Source organism: Bradyrhizobium sp. AZCC 1578 (genome assembly GCF_036924675.1).
GTDB lineage: Bacteria > Pseudomonadota > Alphaproteobacteria > Rhizobiales > Xanthobacteraceae > Bradyrhizobium.
The window spans coordinates 362,882-379,500 of the sequence record NZ_JAZHRZ010000001.1; the positions used below are offsets into that span (position 1 = coordinate 362,882).

General features: G+C 64.4%; 11 protein-coding genes. 4 read left to right on the forward strand and 7 right to left on the reverse strand.

Translation table 11 applies throughout. The annotated features are described in order from the left end of the window. Nucleotides 1-99 precede the first annotated feature (99 nt). The 3 genes from V1290_RS01935 (at nt 100) to V1290_RS01945 (ending at nt 4,813) form a co-directional block, all read left to right on the forward strand. Nucleotides 100-1,926 (forward strand): extracellular solute-binding protein, encoded by a 1,827-nt coding sequence (locus V1290_RS01935; protein WP_334368907.1) that lies wholly within the window; start codon nt 100-102, stop codon nt 1,924-1,926. 45 nt (nt 1,927-1,971) lie between these two features. After that, nucleotides 1,972-3,477, forward strand: a complete 1,506-nt coding sequence (locus V1290_RS01940; protein ID WP_334362740.1) for a class I adenylate-forming enzyme family protein — start codon at nt 1,972-1,974, stop codon at nt 3,475-3,477. A gap of 91 nt (nt 3,478-3,568) precedes the next feature. Further along, nucleotides 3,569-4,813 carry a GGDEF domain-containing protein gene (locus V1290_RS01945; RefSeq protein WP_334362741.1) on the forward strand — a complete coding sequence of 415 codons (1,245 nt, stop codon included), beginning with the start codon at nt 3,569-3,571 and terminating at the stop codon, nt 4,811-4,813. Nucleotides 4,814-4,935: 122 nt separating this feature from the next. Here the strand turns inward: V1290_RS01945 and mfd are convergent, their stop codons facing one another. Together mfd and V1290_RS01955 are read right to left on the reverse strand one after the other, a co-directional pair. Beyond that, nucleotides 4,936-8,454 (reverse strand): transcription-repair coupling factor, encoded by a 3,519-nt coding sequence (gene mfd / locus V1290_RS01950; RefSeq protein ID WP_334362743.1) that lies wholly within the window; start codon nt 8,452-8,454, stop codon nt 4,936-4,938. Further along, nucleotides 8,451-8,741 (reverse strand): FAD assembly factor SdhE, encoded by a 291-nt coding sequence (locus V1290_RS01955; protein ID WP_334362744.1) that lies wholly within the window; start codon nt 8,739-8,741, stop codon nt 8,451-8,453. Before V1290_RS01955 ends, mfd begins: the two co-directional genes overlap by 4 nt. Nucleotides 8,742-8,927: 186 nt before the next feature. Here V1290_RS01955 and recG point away from each other — a divergent pair, with 186 nt between their 5' ends. Beyond that, on the forward strand, nt 8,928-11,036 hold the full coding sequence (gene recG, locus V1290_RS01960) for an ATP-dependent DNA helicase RecG (protein WP_334362745.1): 2,109 nt from the start codon (nt 8,928-8,930) through the stop codon (nt 11,034-11,036). On the opposite strand, the gene V1290_RS01965 is transcribed toward recG, so the two are convergent. From V1290_RS01965 to V1290_RS01985, 5 genes are all read right to left on the reverse strand, one after another. Continuing rightward, entirely contained in the window at nt 10,988-11,968 is a 981-nt protein-coding gene (locus V1290_RS01965) for a dihydrodipicolinate synthase family protein (RefSeq protein ID WP_334362746.1), read from the reverse strand. The two genes, recG and V1290_RS01965, sit on opposite strands and share 49 nt — an antisense overlap. A 15-nt stretch (nt 11,969-11,983) precedes the next feature. Further along, nucleotides 11,984-12,769 (reverse strand): DUF502 domain-containing protein, encoded by a 786-nt coding sequence (locus V1290_RS01970; protein ID WP_334362747.1) that lies wholly within the window; start codon nt 12,767-12,769, stop codon nt 11,984-11,986. Between the two features lie 146 nt (nt 12,770-12,915). Then, the gene (gene glmS, locus V1290_RS01975; protein ID WP_334362748.1) at nt 12,916-14,742 is read right to left on the reverse strand and encodes a glutamine--fructose-6-phosphate transaminase (isomerizing); all 1,827 of its coding nucleotides are present in this window, start codon (nt 14,740-14,742) and stop codon (nt 12,916-12,918) included. Nucleotides 14,743-15,653: 911 nt separating this feature from the next. Continuing rightward, nucleotides 15,654-16,232: a hypothetical protein gene (locus V1290_RS01980; protein WP_334362749.1), complete on the reverse strand. Its 579-nt coding sequence runs from the start codon at nt 16,230-16,232 to the stop codon at nt 15,654-15,656. 211 nt (nt 16,233-16,443) lie between these two features. After that, nucleotides 16,444-16,572: a hypothetical protein gene (locus V1290_RS01985; protein ID WP_334362751.1), complete on the reverse strand. Its 129-nt coding sequence runs from the start codon at nt 16,570-16,572 to the stop codon at nt 16,444-16,446. Nucleotides 16,573-16,619: the final 47 nt, after the last annotated feature.

Consider the following 16,619-nt stretch of genomic DNA (forward strand, 5'->3'; position numbering starts at 1 on the left):
ATGCCGACAAGCATCTTTGGGGGTTCCTCGCAGGCCGAGGCCGAAGCCTATGGTAAAGCTTTCTTCGTGCGCATTTTCGAATCAGATACCTGCCCGTCTATGACCCGCTTCGGTCGTATCCGCCTGCGTGTGCTCGCGGGCATTGCCCTGGCGCTGGCTGTGACGCCGCTCGCGCCGGTCCACGAAACCAGAGCGGCCGAAAGCAACGCGCTGGCGATGCACGGTGCGCCTGCTCTTCCCGCCGGTTTCACGCATATGCCCTACGCCAATCCCGAAGCGCCGAAGGGCGGACGGCTGGTCTGGGGCGCCTTGGGAACCTTCGACAGCCTCAACCCCCTGATCGTCCGCGGCCTCGCGGTTCAGCAGATCAGGGGCTTTGTGGTCGAGAGTCTGATGGCGCGCGGCAACGATGAGGCTTTCACGCTCTATGGCTTGCTGGCCAAAACCGTCGAGACCGACGACGCGCGCAGCTACGTCTCGTTCCACCTCGACCCGCGGGCGCGCTTCGCCGACGGCAAGCCAGTCACGGCGGAGGACGTCCTGTTTTCGTGGGCCTTGCTGCGCGACAAGGGGCGCCCCAATCACCGCCAGTATTATTCCAAAGTGGTAAAGGCCGAAGCACCCGATCCGCTCACCGTGCGGTTCGATTTCGGCGGCGGCAACGACCGCGAGCTGCCGCTGATCCTCGGGCTGATGCCCGTCTTGCCGAAGCATGCGGTCGATCCGGCAACGTTCGAGGAAACCACGATGACCGGACCAGTCGGTTCCGGCCCCTATCGCGTCACCGCCGTTAAGCCCGGCGCCAGCGTCACGCTGACCCGCAATCCCGACTATTGGGGCCGCGACCTGCCGGTGAATCGCGGATTGTGGAACTTCGACGAGATCAGGCTCGACTTCTATCGCGAGTCCAACGGCCAGTTCGAGGCATTCAAGCGTAGCCTCTATGACTTTCGCGCCGAGCACGAGCCGCTGCGCTGGCATGACGGTTACGATTTTCCGGCCGCTCGCAACGGCGAAGTGATCCGCGATACCATCAAGACCGGAATGCCGCAGCCCTCGGAATTCCTGGTGTTCAACACGCGGCGTCCGGTGTTTTCAGACATCCGCGTGCGGCAGGCCCTGACGCTGCTGTTCGATTTCGAGTGGGTCAACCGCAATTACTTTTTCGGACTCTATGCGCGTGCGGCGGGCTTCTTCGCAGGGTCCGAACTATCCGCCTACGCCCGCCCGGCCGACGAGCGCGAGCGCGAACTCTTGAAGCCGTTCGCGGCACGGATCCGGCCGGATATTCTCGATGGCACGTACCGCCTGCCCGTCACCGACGGATCGGGCCGCGATCGCACGACGCTGCGCAGCGCGCTCAAATTGCTGTCGGAAGCCGGCTACGATCTCGATGGGGCCGTGCTGCGGCAGCGTTCGTCCAGGACGCCGCTCACCTTCGAAATCCTGGTGACGACGCGCGACCAGGAGCGGATTGCGCTTTCCTATCAGCGCGACCTCAAGCGCGCCGGCATCGAGGCCAGCGTCCGCGCGGTCGACCCCGTGCAGTTCGACCAGCGCCGGCTGAGCTACGAGTTCGATATGCTGCAGAACCGCTGGGACCAGTCGCTATCCCCCGGCAACGAGCAGTCCTTCTACTGGGGCAGCCAGGCCGCCGACATTCCCGGCACCCGGAATTACATGGGGGCCAAGGAGCCCGCGATCGATGCCATGATCGCTGCCCTGCTCGAGGCGCGCGAACGTCCGCCTTTCGTCTCCGCGGTGCGGGCCCTCGACCGCGTCCTGATGTCGGGCTTCTACGCAATTCCAGTGTTTAACGTGCAGGAGCAATGGATTGCGCGGTGGAATCGGATAGAACAACCTACAGCGACCGCGTTGACGGGCTATCTGCCGGAAACCTGGTGGCAGAAGCCGGAAATGAAGTGAACCCGCCAAGCGATCCAACCTCCGTGACAGAGCCGAAGTAACGCCGTGACCCAGCCCACCGCTTCGCCAACGCTCGATACGTTGTTCAAACGGAACCTGGCACGGCAGCCGGACGCGCTGGCGCTGGTCGATCCCCCCAACAAGCAGCGCATCACCGGCCAGCCGCCGAAGCGTCTTACCTTCGCGCAGGCCGACCGTATGATCTCGTCGCTGGCCGCGCACTTCATTGAATCCGGCTTGCCGTCCAATTCCGTGATCGCGGTTCAATTGCCGAACACCATCGAATTCGCGCTCACCGTGCTCGCCGCTTTCCGCGCCGGCCTCGTCGTCGCGGTGCTGCCGCTGCTCTGGCGGCAGTCGGAATTGACCATGGCGCTCAACCGCACCGCCGCGCGAGCGATCGTGACCTCGGGCAAGGTCGACGGCGTGATCTACTCGGATCTCGCCATGAACGCTGCTGCCGAAGCGTTCTCGATCCGCCATGTCTGCGGCTTCGGCGGCGAGCTGCCCGAAGGCATGGCCTCGCTCGACAACGCCATCTTCCGGGAATCCCCGACCACGCGGGCCGTGGTCCAGGACGGCCGCAAGGCGGCGCTGATTTCCTTCGATGTCACCGCGGACGGTTTTCGGCCGGTCCCGCGCGCCCATCTCGGCCTGATTGCGGGCGGCCTTGCCATGTCGCTCGAAAGCGACTTGCCGCAGGGCGCAACGATCCTATCGGCCTTCTCGCCGATGTCATTTGCCGGCCTCGCCTCGTCGCTGGCGATCTGGCTGCTGTCGGGCGGAACACTGGTGTTGCACCATCCGTTCGACGACGAGGTGCTGGAACAGCAGATCAACGAGCAGGCCTGCGACACGCTGATCGCACCTGCCCAACTGGCGCTGCGGCTGGACGAACTGGACCTCGGCGCGCGGATGCCGAGCCTGCGCAACGTCATCGGCCTGTGGCGGACCCCGGAGCAGGTCGGCTCCAGCGCGGGCTGGGCCGCGCAACAGGCGACGCTGACGGATGTCTATCTATTCGGCGAGGCCGGATTGTTCGGTGCCCGCCGGATCGCGGAAGACGGCTCCCCGGCCCTGATCAAGCCGGGCCCCCACGGGGCGCCGCGCGACCTGCCGGGATCGTCGATCGCGGGCGAGATATTGCTGACGCCGCGCGGCACGTTGGGACTGCGCGGGCCGATGGTGCCGGTCGCGGCCTATGCGCCGCCTCCACCGCCGAGCGATTCCCTGATCGCGGCGCCGCCGCGCGACTACGTCGATACGGATTACGCGGCGCGGCTCGACCGCGTGACCGGCGCGGTCAATATCACCGCGCCGCCGTCCGGCGTGATGGCTGTCGGCGGCTACCGATTCCTGGCGCAGGACCTGCAGGAGTGGGCGCGCCGGCTCGGTCAGGGCGCGCTGCTGACCGCGCTGCCGGACCGCCTCAGCGGCCACCGGCTCGCCGGCCGTGCGCTCGACAATGCCCGCGCCCGAGACGCGCTGACAGAACTCGGACTTAACCCGTTGATGGTGGAAGCATTTCGGGATCGGAGCAACGCCGCCTGAGAGACCGCTGGCGGGGCGCCCGTTGACGCCGCATTAAGCGCGGCAAACTAGGATCGCAGCTTCCTATTGCCCGCCTGATCCGAGTTCTCAGATGTCCCAGCAAGGTCCGATCCTCGTCGTATCGACGGCGAAACCGCCTTCCTTTGCCGCCACGCTCGATGTCGCGCGACTGTTTCCGGTGGTCGAGAGCGGGTGGACGGATGCGGCGCGCGCGGTCGAGCAGGTGCAACCGGCGGCCGTGCTGGCCGAAACCTCCGGCACCAATGCAGCCGGACTGGCGGAGCTGGCCGTGCGGGTCGCGGCGCGACAGCCCTATCTGCCGCTGATCGCGATCGACCCGCAGAACCCTGTTCCGGACAACGTCATTCCCTTTTTTCAGAGCCAAGTCCCGAACGCCCAGCAAGGCGGCTCCGACCGGCTGGCGGCTCGCCTGCGTGCCGCGCTGCGCGTGCGGTCGTTGCATGCGACCGTGATGCGCCGGCTGGTGCCGGCAACGCCGATGGCGTTGTCGCATATCGATCCGGCGCGCGACGCTACCGTGCTGCTGATCGGCCGCGGCGCTGCCTATCCGGCGCTGTCGGTCGCGCTTGGCGAGCGCACCGGCGTGGTCGGGGCGCTTTCGATCGAAGCGGCAGCGAAGCATCTCAACGTCAGGGACATCGACGGCATCGTGCTCGGCGAAGGATTCAGCCTGCGCGTGGTCGATGCCTTCCTCACCGTGCTGACCGAGGACGCCCGTTTCCGCAATCTTCCCGTCGTCGTGGCGGCGGGCGATCTGGCGCCGGCCTATGATTTGCCAAACCTCGAGATCGTCTCCGGCGACGCCGTCCAGGTGGCAGCGATTGGGCTGCCGCTGATCCGCCAGCACGCCTTTGAAGCGCATCTGAGCCGCACGCTGAAGGCCATCGACGCCGACGGCCTGATCGACGCGCGGACCGGTCTGCTCACCCCGGAGGCCTTCGAGCGCGACTTTGCCAGCGCCATCTACCAGACCCAGCAACGCGGCGGCGGATTGTCGGTGGCGCGCTTTGCGTTCGATCCCGCACACCCCCGCGCGCAATTCGACGGCGCGCGGATTATCAGCCGCCTGATGCGACAAATGGATTTCGGCGCCGCCCAGGACGACGGTTCGGTTGTCGTGGTGTTTGCCGAAGCCGACCTGAAGTCGGCTCACGCCATCGCACGGCGGCTGTCGAGCGTGATGCGCCATACCAGCCACGGCCAGCGCGACGCACGGTCGGAGCCAACCGTGACGGTCGCAACGCTGCTGCCGAACGATTCCGTGAAATCGCTGCGGTCACGGCTGCAGGAAGACGCGCAACGGGCAGCGTCTTAGAGCACCATATCTATCCCCGTCATTGCGAGCGAAGCGAAGCAATCCATCTCTCCGCATATACGGTGGGTATGGATTGCTTCGTCGCTTTGCTCCTCGCAATGACGGGGAGGGATCGACGCGTTTCACGCCGCCTTTTTGCTCTCCGCGAGATTGGCGAGCTGCCGCAAGATCTCGGTCGTACCCATCAGCCGCTCCTCAGGAGTCTTCCATTGCTGCAGGAACACCACCTTCATATCCGGCCGCACCTTCGCGGCCTGGCCGTGCTGACGGATAAAGGCGACGAGGCGATCCGGCTGGGCAAAGCTGTTGTCGCGGAACGAGATCACGGCGCCCTTCGGACCGGCGTCGACTTTCTCGACATTGGCGCGGCGGCAGTAGGCCTTGATGGCCGCGACCTTGAAGAGATAGCGAACCTCGTCCGGCAGCACGCCGAAACGGTCGCGCATCTCGGCGGCAAAATTGTCGATCTCCTCGTCGGTGTCGAGATCGGCGAGCCGACGGTACAGCGACAGCCGCACCGAAAGATCGTTGACGTAATCCTCGGGGATTAGCACCGGCATGCCGATGGTGATCTGCGGCGACCAGCGATCGGCGGCGGGTTCAGCCACGCCGGCCTTGAGGTTGAGGATCGCCTCCTCCAGCATCGATTGATAGAGCTCGAAGCCGACTTCCTTGATGTGGCCGGATTGTTCTTCTCCGAGCAGATTGCCGGCGCCGCGGATGTCGAGGTCGTGAGATGCGAGCTGAAAGCCCGCGCCCAGTGTTTCCAGCGACTGCAGCACCTTAAGCCGCCGCTCGGCCTGGGCTGTAATCTTCTGCTGCGCCGGCAGCGTGAACAGCGCGTAAGCGCGCAGCTTCGAGCGCCCCACCCGCCCGCGCAACTGATAGAGCTGCGCAAGCCCGAACATGTCGGCGCGATGCACGATCAGCGTATTGGCGTTCGGGATGTCGAGGCCGGACTCGATGATGGTGGTCGAAAGCAGGATGTCGTACTTGCCGTCATAGAAGGCCGATATGATGTCCTCGATCACGGTCGGCGGCATCTGGCCATGCGCAACCGCGACCTTCATCTCCGGCACGTTCTTGTCGAGGAAGTCCTTGACGCCGGCAAGGTCCTCGATCCGCGGCACGACGTAGAACGCCTGCCCGCCGCGGTAGCGCTCGCGCAGCAGCGCCTCGCGGATCATCAGGGGATCGTGCGGCGCCACGAAGGTGCGCACCGCGAGGCGATCGACCGGGGGTGACGCGATAATCGAAAGATCGCGCACGCCGGTCAGCGCAAGCTGCAGCGTCCGCGGGATGGGCGTCGCGCTCAGCGTCAAGACATGCACCTGCGCCCGCAACTGTTTCAGCTTTTCCTTGTGGCTGACGCCAAAGTGCTGCTCCTCGTCGACAATCAAAAGGCCCAGATCGCGGAACTTGATCGACTTGCCGAGCAGCGCATGGGTGCCGACCACGATGTCGACATTGCCTTCGGCAAGCCCCTTCTTGACCTGCGTCAGCTCCTTGGCCGGGATCAGCCGGGACGCCTGCGCGACATTGACTGGGAAACCTCTGAAGCGTTCGGCAAAATTCTTGCTGTGCTGACGGGCGAGCAGCGTGGTCGGCACGACGACGGCGACCTGCTTGCCTTCGAGCGCGACCGCGAATGCCGCGCGCAACGCCACCTCAGTCTTGCCGAAGCCGACGTCGCCGCAAATCAGCCGGTCCATGGGACGGCCAGTTTCAAGGTCTTTCAGCGTGGATGTGATGGCGCCAAGCTGATCCTCGGTCTCCTCATAAGGGAAGCGCGCACAGAATTCGTCATAGACATGCGGCTGCACCGGCATTTTCGGCGCTTCGTGCAGTTGCCGCTCGGCTGCGATCTTGATCAGTTCGCCGGCAATCTCGCGGATCCGGTTCTTCAGCTTGGCCTTGCGCGCCTGCCAACCGCCGCCACCCAGCCGGTCCAATTCGACATTGGTGTGGTCAGAGCCGTACCGCGACAACAGCTCGATGTTCTCGACCGGCAGGAACAGCTTTGTTTCAGCGGCATAATGCAGTTCGAGACAGTCGTGCGGCGCTCCGCCCACCTCGATCGTCTGCAAGCCGACAAAGCGCCCGATGCCGTGCTCGACGTGCACCACGAGATCGCCGGTCGAAAGGCTCGTGACTTCCGAGATGAAATTGTCGAGCTTGCGGCTTGATTTGCGCTGGCGCACCAGGCGGTCGCCGAGGATGTCCTGCTCGCTGATGACGGCGAATTCGTCGGTCTCGAAACCGCTCTCCATGCCGACCACCGCCAGCATGGCCTCGTTGCGCGGCGTCGCCTGCACGGTACGCCAGGCGTTGACGGTGGTGATATTGGCGAGCTTGTGGTCCCGCAGCATGCTGGCCATGCGGTCGCGCGAGCCTTCGCTCCACAGCGCGATCACCACCTTCTTGCGCTGCGCCTGCAATGCCAGCACATGCGCCACGACGGCTTCGAACACGTTGACGGAAGTGTCGGCCCGCTCGGGCGTGAAATTGCGGCCCTGCCTCGCGCCGGCGTCGAATAAGTCGTCAGTGCCCTCAGGCACGGCAAACGGCGTCAGCCGCGCCATCGCGGCGTCGCTCAGCCGCGTCGTCCACTCCGCTTCCGTCAGATAGAGCCGATCCGGAGGTAACGGCTTGTAGATCGCACCCGATCCGGGATGCTCCAGCGCCTCGCGCCTGGCCTCGTAATAGTCCGCGATCTGCTTGAAGCGTTCGCGTGCGGCGTCCTCGCCTTGCTGTTCGATCGCGATCGGCGCACCGTCGAGATAATCGAACAGCGTATCCATCCGCTCCTGGAACAGCGGCAGCCAGTGCTCCATGCCAGGATGGCGGCGGCCCTCACTGACGGCCTCATAGAGCGGATCGTCGCGCTCGGGCGCGCCGAAGGCTGCGACATAGCCCATGCGAAAGCGGCGGATGGTTTCGGTGACGAGCTGGAATTCCGAGATCGGCACCAGGTCGAGCGCGCGCATGTCGAGCAGCGTGCGCTGGGTTTCCGCATCGAAGGTGCGGATCGATTCGAGGGAGTCGCCGAAGAAGTCGAACCGCACCGGCTGGTCGAGCCCGGCCGGAAACAGATCGAGGATGCCGCCGCGCACGGCGTACTCACCGGGCTCGCGCACGGTCGAGGAGCGGTTGTAGCCATTGTGCTCCAGCCAGGCGACGATCGAATCCATCGGTACGACATGGCCGGGCGCGACCGACAGCGCCTGCGCCGCTACCACCTCGCGCGCGGGCACGCGCTGCACGATGGCGTTGACCGTCGTCAGCACGATCAGTGGCTTGTCGCTGCCCTGCAGGCGCGATAGCCGCGCCAGCGTCGTCAGCCGCTGCGCCAGGATGCCGCCATGCGGCGACACCCGGTCATACGGCTGGCAGTCCCAGGCCGGAAACTGCATCACGGGCAAATCAGGGGCGAAAAATTCCAGCGCCCGTGCCAGTTGTTGCATGCGCGGACCATCGCGGCAGACCACGGCAAGGCTGACCGCCGGCGGTTTCGGCTTGGCCGCGACCGCACGCGCGAGGTCGGAGACGACAAGCCCCTCCGCGCCCTCGGCGACATTGGCAAACGTCAGTGCGCGGCCGGGTGCCAACAGCGCGGCGGGCGATTTGACGGGCGCCTTCACGCGTGGTGATCCACGGCGCGAAACACCTTGATACGGTCGAACAGCGCGGTCGCATATTCCGGATCGAGTGGCTTGTCGCCGGTCAGCGCGGCATAGAGGTCGGGATCGGGCACCTCGATCAGGCGCTCCAGCTCGGTCAACTCGTCATCGCGCATGCCCGATATCTCGGCATCGGCAAAGCGCCCGAGGATGAGGTCCATCTCACGGGTGCCGCGATGCCAGCAGCGAAATAAAAGCCGCTTGCGGCGGTCATCGAGGCCACCGCTCGATCGTGTCGTACCCGTCATTTCCCTGGTCCCATCCGAACGCCAAACGCCCGGACGTGCCGGGCGGGGTTGATATAGCGGTCGAGATGACGAATGTCAGCCCCAACAGTTCCGTGAATTACCACTACGTCGTCATTGCCGGGCTTGACCCGGCAATCCATCATCTTTTGAAGAGTGATGGATGCGCTATGTGCGACGAGAGACCTGATGCGCCCCGCCCTGCTCAATCCCTTGTTTGCGCCGGTTACGAGCCTGCCTGGCGTCGGGCCGAAGCAGGACAAGCTGCTGCGCTATCTGCTCAGCCGCGACGAGACCCCGCGGCTGGTCGATCTCTTGCTGCATCTCCCGGCCAGCGTGATCGACCGCCGGGCACGGCCGAAAATCCGCGAGGCTGTACCGGGAACCGTGGTGACGCTGGAGGTCACCATCGACCGTCACCGGCCGCCCCCGCCGCGCAATGCCCGGGCGCCCTACCTCGTCTATGCCTCTGACGATACGGGCGACGTGGTGCTGACGTTTTTTCGCGCCAAGCCCGGCTATGTCGAAAAGCTGCTGCCGGTCGGCGAGAAGCGCTACGTTTCCGGCACGCTGCAGATGTATGACGGCATCCCGCAGATCGTGCATCCCGACCGCGTCGTCGACGAAGCGGGATTTGCAAAACTCAGCGGTATCGATCCGGTCTATCCCCTGACCGAAGGCCTCGCGCTGGGTTCGCTGCGCCGGGCGATCGCGCAGGCGCTGCAGAAGTTGCCGGAACTGCCCGAATGGATCAGCCCGGAAGTGATCCGCCGCTGCAACTTTCCGCCGATTCGCCAAGCGCTTACCCGCGTGCATGTGCCGGTCGAACTCACGGACATTTTGCCTGACGGCCCGTTCTGGTCACGGCTCGCCTTCGACGAACTGCTCGCCGGCCAACTGGCACTGGCGCTGGTTCGCGCGCAATTGCGGCGTCCGGCCGGCGACCGCAACGCCGGCGACGGTCACCTGCGCCACAAGATCATCGATGCGCTGCCCTACGCGCTCACCGGCTCGCAGCGCGCGGCGGTCGCTGCCATCACCGAGGATTTGCTCCAGCCGGTGCGGATGTTGCGGCTGCTGCAGGGCGACGTCGGGTCCGGCAAGACGGTGGTGGCGCTGCTCGCCGCGGCCGCCGTCACCGAGGCCGGCAAGCAGGCCGCGCTGATGGCGCCGACCGAAATCCTCGCGCGCCAGCATATCAAGACAATCGCGCCGCTGGCCGAGCGCGCAGGTCTTCGTGTGGCGATCCTGACCGGCCGCGAAAAAGGCAAGGAGCGGCGTGAAATTCTGGCGCGGCTCGAAGCCGGCGAAATCGACTTTCTGGTCGGCACCCACGCGCTGATCCAGGACGACGTGATCTTCAAGGCGCTGGCGCTCGCGGTGGTCGACGAGCAGCATCGCTTCGGCGTGCGCGAACGGCTCGCGCTCACCAACAAGGGCGAGGCCGTCGACGTGCTGGTCTTGAGCGCAACGCCGATCCCCCGCACGCTGGTACTCACCTATTTCGGCGACATGGACGTCTCCGAGTTGCGCGAGAAACCGGCTGGCCGCCAGCCGATCGACACCCGCGCGGTTCCGGCCAGCCGCCTCGATGAAGTCGTCGATGCCGTCGGCCGCGCGCTGAAATCAGGCAAGCTGGTTTACTGGATCTGTCCGCTGGTCGAGGAATCCGAGGCCGAGGGCACCGAACATCTCACCAACGCCACCGAGCGTTTCGAGCGGCTGCAGAAGCGCTTCGGCGACCGCGTCGGGCTGGTGCATGGGCAGATGAAGGGTCCGGATAAGGATCGTGTGATGGCGCAGTTCGCCGCCCACGAGATCGGGCTCCTGGTTGCCACCACCGTGGTCGAGGTCGGCGTCGACGTCCCCGCAGCCACGATCATGGTGATCGAAAACGCCGAACGTTTCGGGCTCGCGCAATTGCACCAGCTCCGCGGCCGGATCGGCCGCGGATCGGAGTCCTCGACCTGCCTGTTGCTCTACAAGGAGCCGCTCGGTGAGATGTCGGCGGCGCGGCTGAAGGTGATCCGGGAGACCACCGACGGCTTCAGGATTGCGGAGGAGGATCTCAAACTGCGCGGCGAAGGCGACGTGCTCGGCATCCGCCAGAGCGGCCTGCCCGGCTATCGCATCGCCCGCTCCGACGTGCACGGCCAGCTCATCACGCAGGCGCGCGACGAAGCGCTGCGCATCATGAAGGACAATCCGAAGCTCAAGGGCGAGCGCGGCGAGGCGCTGCGCTGTCTGCTCTATCTGTATGAGCGCGATGAAGCGGTGCCGCTGATCGGCGCGGGATAACTCGCAACCGTGGCGATGCGAGTCCGGTAGTGCTCGGCGCCCTCGACGATCTTATCGAGCAGCGCATCCAGAGCCCAGAATTTCTCGCGGATATCGAAGGTGACGGCGCGGCTGTCGGTGCAGGAGAACGTGCCGAGGCGCTGGTGATAGAGCTTGGCAAGCTTCGGGTAGCCCATCGGTTCCGCCATGGCCGATAGCGCGAGGTAGACGGAAAGCTCGTCCGCCAGCGCCGGATGATAGGCATGCTCGGTCATCAGCCACTTGTAGAGATCGGGATGAAAGTTCGTGAATACGCCGGTAAACCCGCGTGAGCCGGCCTTCATTGCCTCAAAGGCAATCGCCGCATTGGCATTGACGATGGCAAGCGGCGTGCCCCGGGTCAGCGTCACGCGGCGCTTCACCGTTTCGAGGTCGCAGGACACATCCTTGAGGATGACGAAGCGGCCGGTGTTGGCGCAGAACGTCAGCTCGTCGTCGGTGAGCAGACGCCGATAGGGCGCCGGGCATTCGTACAGACCAAGCGGAATTTGCTTCGGCAGCCGATCGAGCAGCCAGCTCAGGTCGTCGATGAATTTGCTGCCGCCTTCCTGCTTGGCGTCGAGCCGGTTGGTGACGAGCACCATGCCGTCAACTCCAGTCGCGGCAATCGCGGTCAGTTCGGCAAGCTGGTCGTCCAGGCTTTCGCTGACGTGGCCGGACGCGATCACCGGGACATGGCTGGCTGCGGCTTGTCTGACGAAAGCGGCGAGCGCAACCCGTTCGTCGAGAGTGAGAAACTGCATCTCGCTGGACTGGCAGACCGCAAACAGCGCGTCCGAACCATTGTCGATGTACCATTCCACCAGCCGGCCGAGGCCGGGATAGTCGATCTGGCCGCTTTCGGTAAACGGCGTGATCATCACCGGAATGATGCCTTCGATCTTCTTGGTCATGATGTCGGCGCCGCCCTACTCCACCTTCGCCTTCGCGGGAGCCGGCTTCAGCCCGGCAGCCGAATTCGCCACGCGCGCCGCGTTCGCCATGCCGGCCAGCGCGCCGTTGCGCTTCTGTTGATCGGAGCCGGGCTGCACCACGCCGGCCGACATGATCAGCGTCGCGGCGTCCTCGGTCGTCATATCGACTTCGATGATCTTGCTCTTCGGGACGTAGAAAAAGAAACCCGTGGTCGGGTTCGGCGCGCAGGGCAGGAACACCGAGATGTGCTCCTCCTGGCCGGGAAGCTGGCTCGCCACGTTCTCACTCGGCGACTGCGAGATCAAAACGATCGACCACATGCCGGGCGAGGGAAACTCGACCAGGCCGACCTTGCGAAAGCTCGACCCCTTGCCCGAGAACAGCGTCTCGAACACCTGCTTCAGGCCGCGATAGATCGCGCGCACCACCGGCATGCGGCCGAGCAGCCGCTCGCCGAGGTCGACCAGCGTCCGCCCGATCAAATTGGCGGTCAGGAAACCAAGCAGCGTCAACGCGATCACCGCGACGATCAGTCCCGACCCCGGCAAGCCGAACGGCAGGTAGGTTTCGGGACGGTAGACCGTCGGCACGAACGGCCGAACCAGGTTGTCGACCCAGTTGACGAACCACCAGGTCAAATAGAGCGTGATCGCGACCGGCCCTGCGACAATCAGTCCGGTCAGAAAATAGTTCCGGAAACGGGCCATTAGCCCGGCGTGGTGCGCCTCCGGCAGGGGTTCCTCCGGGGACGCGGGCGGGGGCAGTTCTTCGCGGTTCATCGTGGTTCCAGGTCAGGGCGGCCGAATTCGACATTCGGGCGCGACCGGACGCAAAACCGGGGTCCCACTTTTGCTGATCGCGCCTATGCCAGCTAAGCCATCCTAGCAGGTTTTTGAAGGGCCAGCGTGACAGCGGATGGTCTTGACTATTCGACCGTTACCGATTTCGCGAGATTTCGCGGCTGATCCACGTCGGTGCCCATCACCACGGCGGTATGATAGGCTAGGAGTTGCACCGGGATGGCGTAGACCATCGGGGTGAACGCCGACGCCATGTCGGGCAGCACGATCGTGACCAGGGAGTCGACGGTGGCTTCCGCCGCGCCCTTGGCATCGGTCATCAGAATGATGTTACCGCCGCGGGCCGCGACTTCCTGCATGTTGGAGACCGTCTTCTCGAACACCCGGTCGAACGGCGCGATCACCACCACCGGCATATTCTCGTCGATCAGCGCGATCGGCCCGTGCTTGAGTTCGCCGGCGGCATAGCCCTCGGCGTGGATGTAGGAAATTTCCTTCAGCTTCAGCGCGCCTTCCAGCGCCATCGGGTAGCTGGTGCCGCGGCCGAGATAGAGCACGTCCTTCGATTTCGAGATGTCGCGCGCCAGCTTTTCGATCTGCGGTTCCAACGTCAGCGCCGCCGCCATCAGCCGCGGAATCTCGACGAGGCCGTGGACGAGCTTGGTCTCATCTTCGTCCGACAATTCGCCGCGCGCCTTGCCGGCCGCAACCGCGAGCGAGGCGAGCACCATCAACTGGCAGGTGAACGCCTTGGTCGAGGCGACGCCGATTTCGGGACCGGCCAGCGTCTGCAGCACGGTTTCGCTTTCGCGCGCGATCGTCGAAGTCGGCACGTTCACGACCGACAGGGTGTGAACGCCCTCAGCCTTGGCGTAGCGCAGCGCGGCCAGCGTGTCAGCGGTCTCGCCGGATTGCGAAATGAAGATCGCGAGATCGCCCTTGCGCAGGGGAGCCTCGCGATAGCGGAATTCGGAGGCGATATCGATTTCGACCGGAATGCGCGCCAGCCGTTCGAACCAGTATTTGGCGACATAGCCGGCATAGTTCGCAGTGCCGCAGGCCGTAATCGAAATGCGCTGGATGTCCTTGAAGTCGAACGGCAGCTTGACCGGCAACATGACGCGCTCGCTCGCCATGTCGATGTAACGTGCCAGCGTGTGGCCGACCACTTCCGGCTGTTCGTGGATTTCCTTGGCCATGAAGTGGCGGTAGTTCGCCTTGTCGACCAGCGAGGTCGAGGCGCTGTGCTTGACCGCGTCGCGGTGAACGATCGCGTTGGTCTTGTCGTAAATGGTCGCGCCCTTGCGCGTCAACACCACCCAGTCGCCGTCTTCGAGATAGCTGATCGTATCGGTGAACGGCCCGAGCGCGATCGCGTCCGACCCCAGATACATTTCGCCGTCGCCGTGACCGATCGCCAGCGGCGGGCCATTGCGGGCGCCGATCATCAGATCGTCGTCGCCTGAGAAGATGAACCCGAGCGCGAATGCGCCGCGCAGTTCCGACAGCGCCGCCCTCACCGCCTCGACCGGCTTGATGCCCTTCTGGAGAAAACTATCGACGAGGTGGAGAACGATTTCGGTGTCGGTTTCGGTCTTGAAGACCGCGCCCTTCTTCTCCAGCGCCTCGCGCAGCTCGCGAAAGTTCTCGATGATGCCGTTGTGAACGACGGCGACGCGATCGGTCGCGTGCGGGTGTGCATTATTCTCGGTCGGCTTGCCGTGCGTCGCCCAGCGGGTGTGCCCGATTCCGGTGTGCCCCTTCAGCGGTTCCGCATCCAGCCGCTTCTCGAGGTTCTTCAGCTTGCCTTCGGCGCGGCGGCGCGCGAGGTGATCGCCTTCCAGCGTGGCGACGCCTGCGGAATCATAGCCGCGATATTCAAGCCGTTTGAGTGAGTCTACCAGGAGCTCCGCGACCGGAGCTTTCCCAAGAATGCCGACAATGCCGCACATGCGGTTCAATTTCCCCAAATCGACGAAATGCGTCGCAACCCGCTAGTCTCTTAACGGCAATGGCAGGCCGACAGATACTCAATATTTATTGCCGATTGAGACAGTCTTAAGCGGAAAGCTTAACGGCCGCCACCCGTGATTACCCTGTCACATCCGCCATCCTGACGGAATATGAGTCCGCGATCTCGCGGCATGATCTGCCCGAGGCCTGGCATTGGTTCCCCCGCGAAGGAGGGAGCAGGGAATGCCGGGTGCGCGCTGCACCCGCGGTCTCGTGTGCAATAAGCGCTAAGAGATGCGCACACGAGCATACAGGTACAGCCGGAGCACTCCGGCATTCCCTGCGCAATGGCTTTACGGCTTACTTCGAGCTCTCCCTGGAGACGAATTCCTCTTGCCTCCATCGCTGCCGGATTAAAGGCTTGTCGAATCCGGTTGGGCTCGACGCGCCTCCGTCAGCTTGACACCAGCCACGGATGCCAGGACCACACGACTTCGCCGTACGCAGCGCCTCCACCTTCACTCCGATCGACGAGATGCCGACTGAGGTTCTGGCGAAGGCCTTGAAACGCCGGTCGTCTGCGCAAACGTAAGATCACTCACGGTAGAACCCGCCCTGCGACCACGATCGCGCCCGACGCCGCTGCGTCCACCGCATCCAACCCCGCGTCCGTGACGATCGCGATACGCCCCTCTTGCCGGGGTGGATGGGCGAATTGATAGCGGTGATTTGGCCTGCGGCGGAAGCGGAATATTTTTGATTCCGGGGCTTGACACGATTTCGGAAAATCAGAATTGACCCGCCCGTCATCCCAGTTTGTGACGCGGCCACCGGTGCAATTTGTGTAATGTCACCGTAATCCCGCGCAAAGATGCATCAGCGGGGCTCGGACTTTTGGCGGCAGTGATCCTCATCGGGTTTTTATCGCCGCGCAGAACTGTTCGGTGACCGCCGTCGTTTCCTCGGTGACGTTCCAGCCGTTCGTCTCGGCGTTTTCCCTGGCCAACTTTTGCTCGGCCTGAAGCATCTTCTTGATTTGCGCGTACGGTTTCCAGTCGGCCTTGGACAGCTTGACAGGGGGCGCACCGCAGACGTTGTGGGCGATCGCTTTCTGCACACTGGTGCTGACGTCGCTCATGTGGCCCTCGACCACGGCGGTGAAGCGCGCCTTGGCGTATTGGCTGTTGGCTGTGATGAAGTCCTTGCAGAAGGCGACCCGTTGACCTCCGTCGCGGGCCTTGATGTAGGCCGTCTGCGTTTCGTAATGGACGCGGTAGGCGAGTTTGTTGGCGTTCGGGTCGGATTTCGCCGCTTCGAGCATGGCGCGGTGGTCACCCAAGGTGGCGTCATTGATCCTGAGGTCACATACTTTGGCGAGGGAGACGACCGGAACGTAGGCCCGCACCTTGGCTTCCAAGGCATCGTTGGCGTGCGCAACTAGTGCGAACAGGCTGGCGGCGATTGCGAAAGCAGCAAGGCAGCGTTTCATTGTTGACGTCCTCCACAAGCGGCTTGTGAGCGCGGTGGCCCAGCCGAGGAGTGTCCAGCCCAAGGCGAATTTCTTGGGCGACTGTCGAGCGCCCATCTTGGATCTGGATCATGCCGCTCCGCATCCGGACCGGATCGTCGGTCGCGCCCATCAATACCACGCCGCAATCCGCCATTGCTGGGCGAAAACTCGCCGGTCGGATCGGTTCTGATCAATAAGTGCCGCCATGTCGGTTGCGGCCGATGTCGCAATAGAAAGCTGCACCAAGCGCCGGAAAGCCGCGCGATTGGATCGCCAGCCACGCGGCGAACACGGGGGAGCCGCCGGCTGCGCCGGACATTGGTTCTGCCTGCTCTCATGCTGGCCGCGCGCTTGAGCCTCACCGTC

Bases quoted from the DNA above. Each gene is read 5' to 3' on its own strand.
- V1290_RS01935 (WP_334368907.1), top strand. From the start codon at position 100: ATGACCCGCTTCGGTCGTATCCGCCTGCGTGTGCTCGCGGGCATTGCC.
- V1290_RS01955 (WP_334362744.1), bottom strand. From the start codon at position 8,741: ATGACGGGTACGACACGATCGAGCGGTGGCCTCGATGACCGCCGCAAG.
- recG (WP_334362745.1), top strand. From the start codon at position 8,928: ATGCGCCCCGCCCTGCTCAATCCCTTGTTTGCGCCGGTTACGAGCCTG.
- V1290_RS01970 (WP_334362747.1), bottom strand. From the start codon at position 12,769: ATGAACCGCGAAGAACTGCCCCCGCCCGCGTCCCCGGAGGAACCCCTG.
- V1290_RS01945 (WP_334362741.1), top strand. From the start codon at position 3,569: ATGTCCCAGCAAGGTCCGATCCTCGTCGTATCGACGGCGAAACCGCCT.
- V1290_RS01985 (WP_334362751.1), bottom strand. From the start codon at position 16,572: ATGTCCGGCGCAGCCGGCGGCTCCCCCGTGTTCGCCGCGTGGCTGGCG.
- glmS (WP_334362748.1), bottom strand. From the start codon at position 14,742: ATGTGCGGCATTGTCGGCATTCTTGGGAAAGCTCCGGTCGCGGAGCTC.
- V1290_RS01965 (WP_334362746.1), bottom strand. From the start codon at position 11,968: ATGACCAAGAAGATCGAAGGCATCATTCCGGTGATGATCACGCCGTTT.
- V1290_RS01980 (WP_334362749.1), bottom strand. From the start codon at position 16,232: ATGAAACGCTGCCTTGCTGCTTTCGCAATCGCCGCCAGCCTGTTCGCA.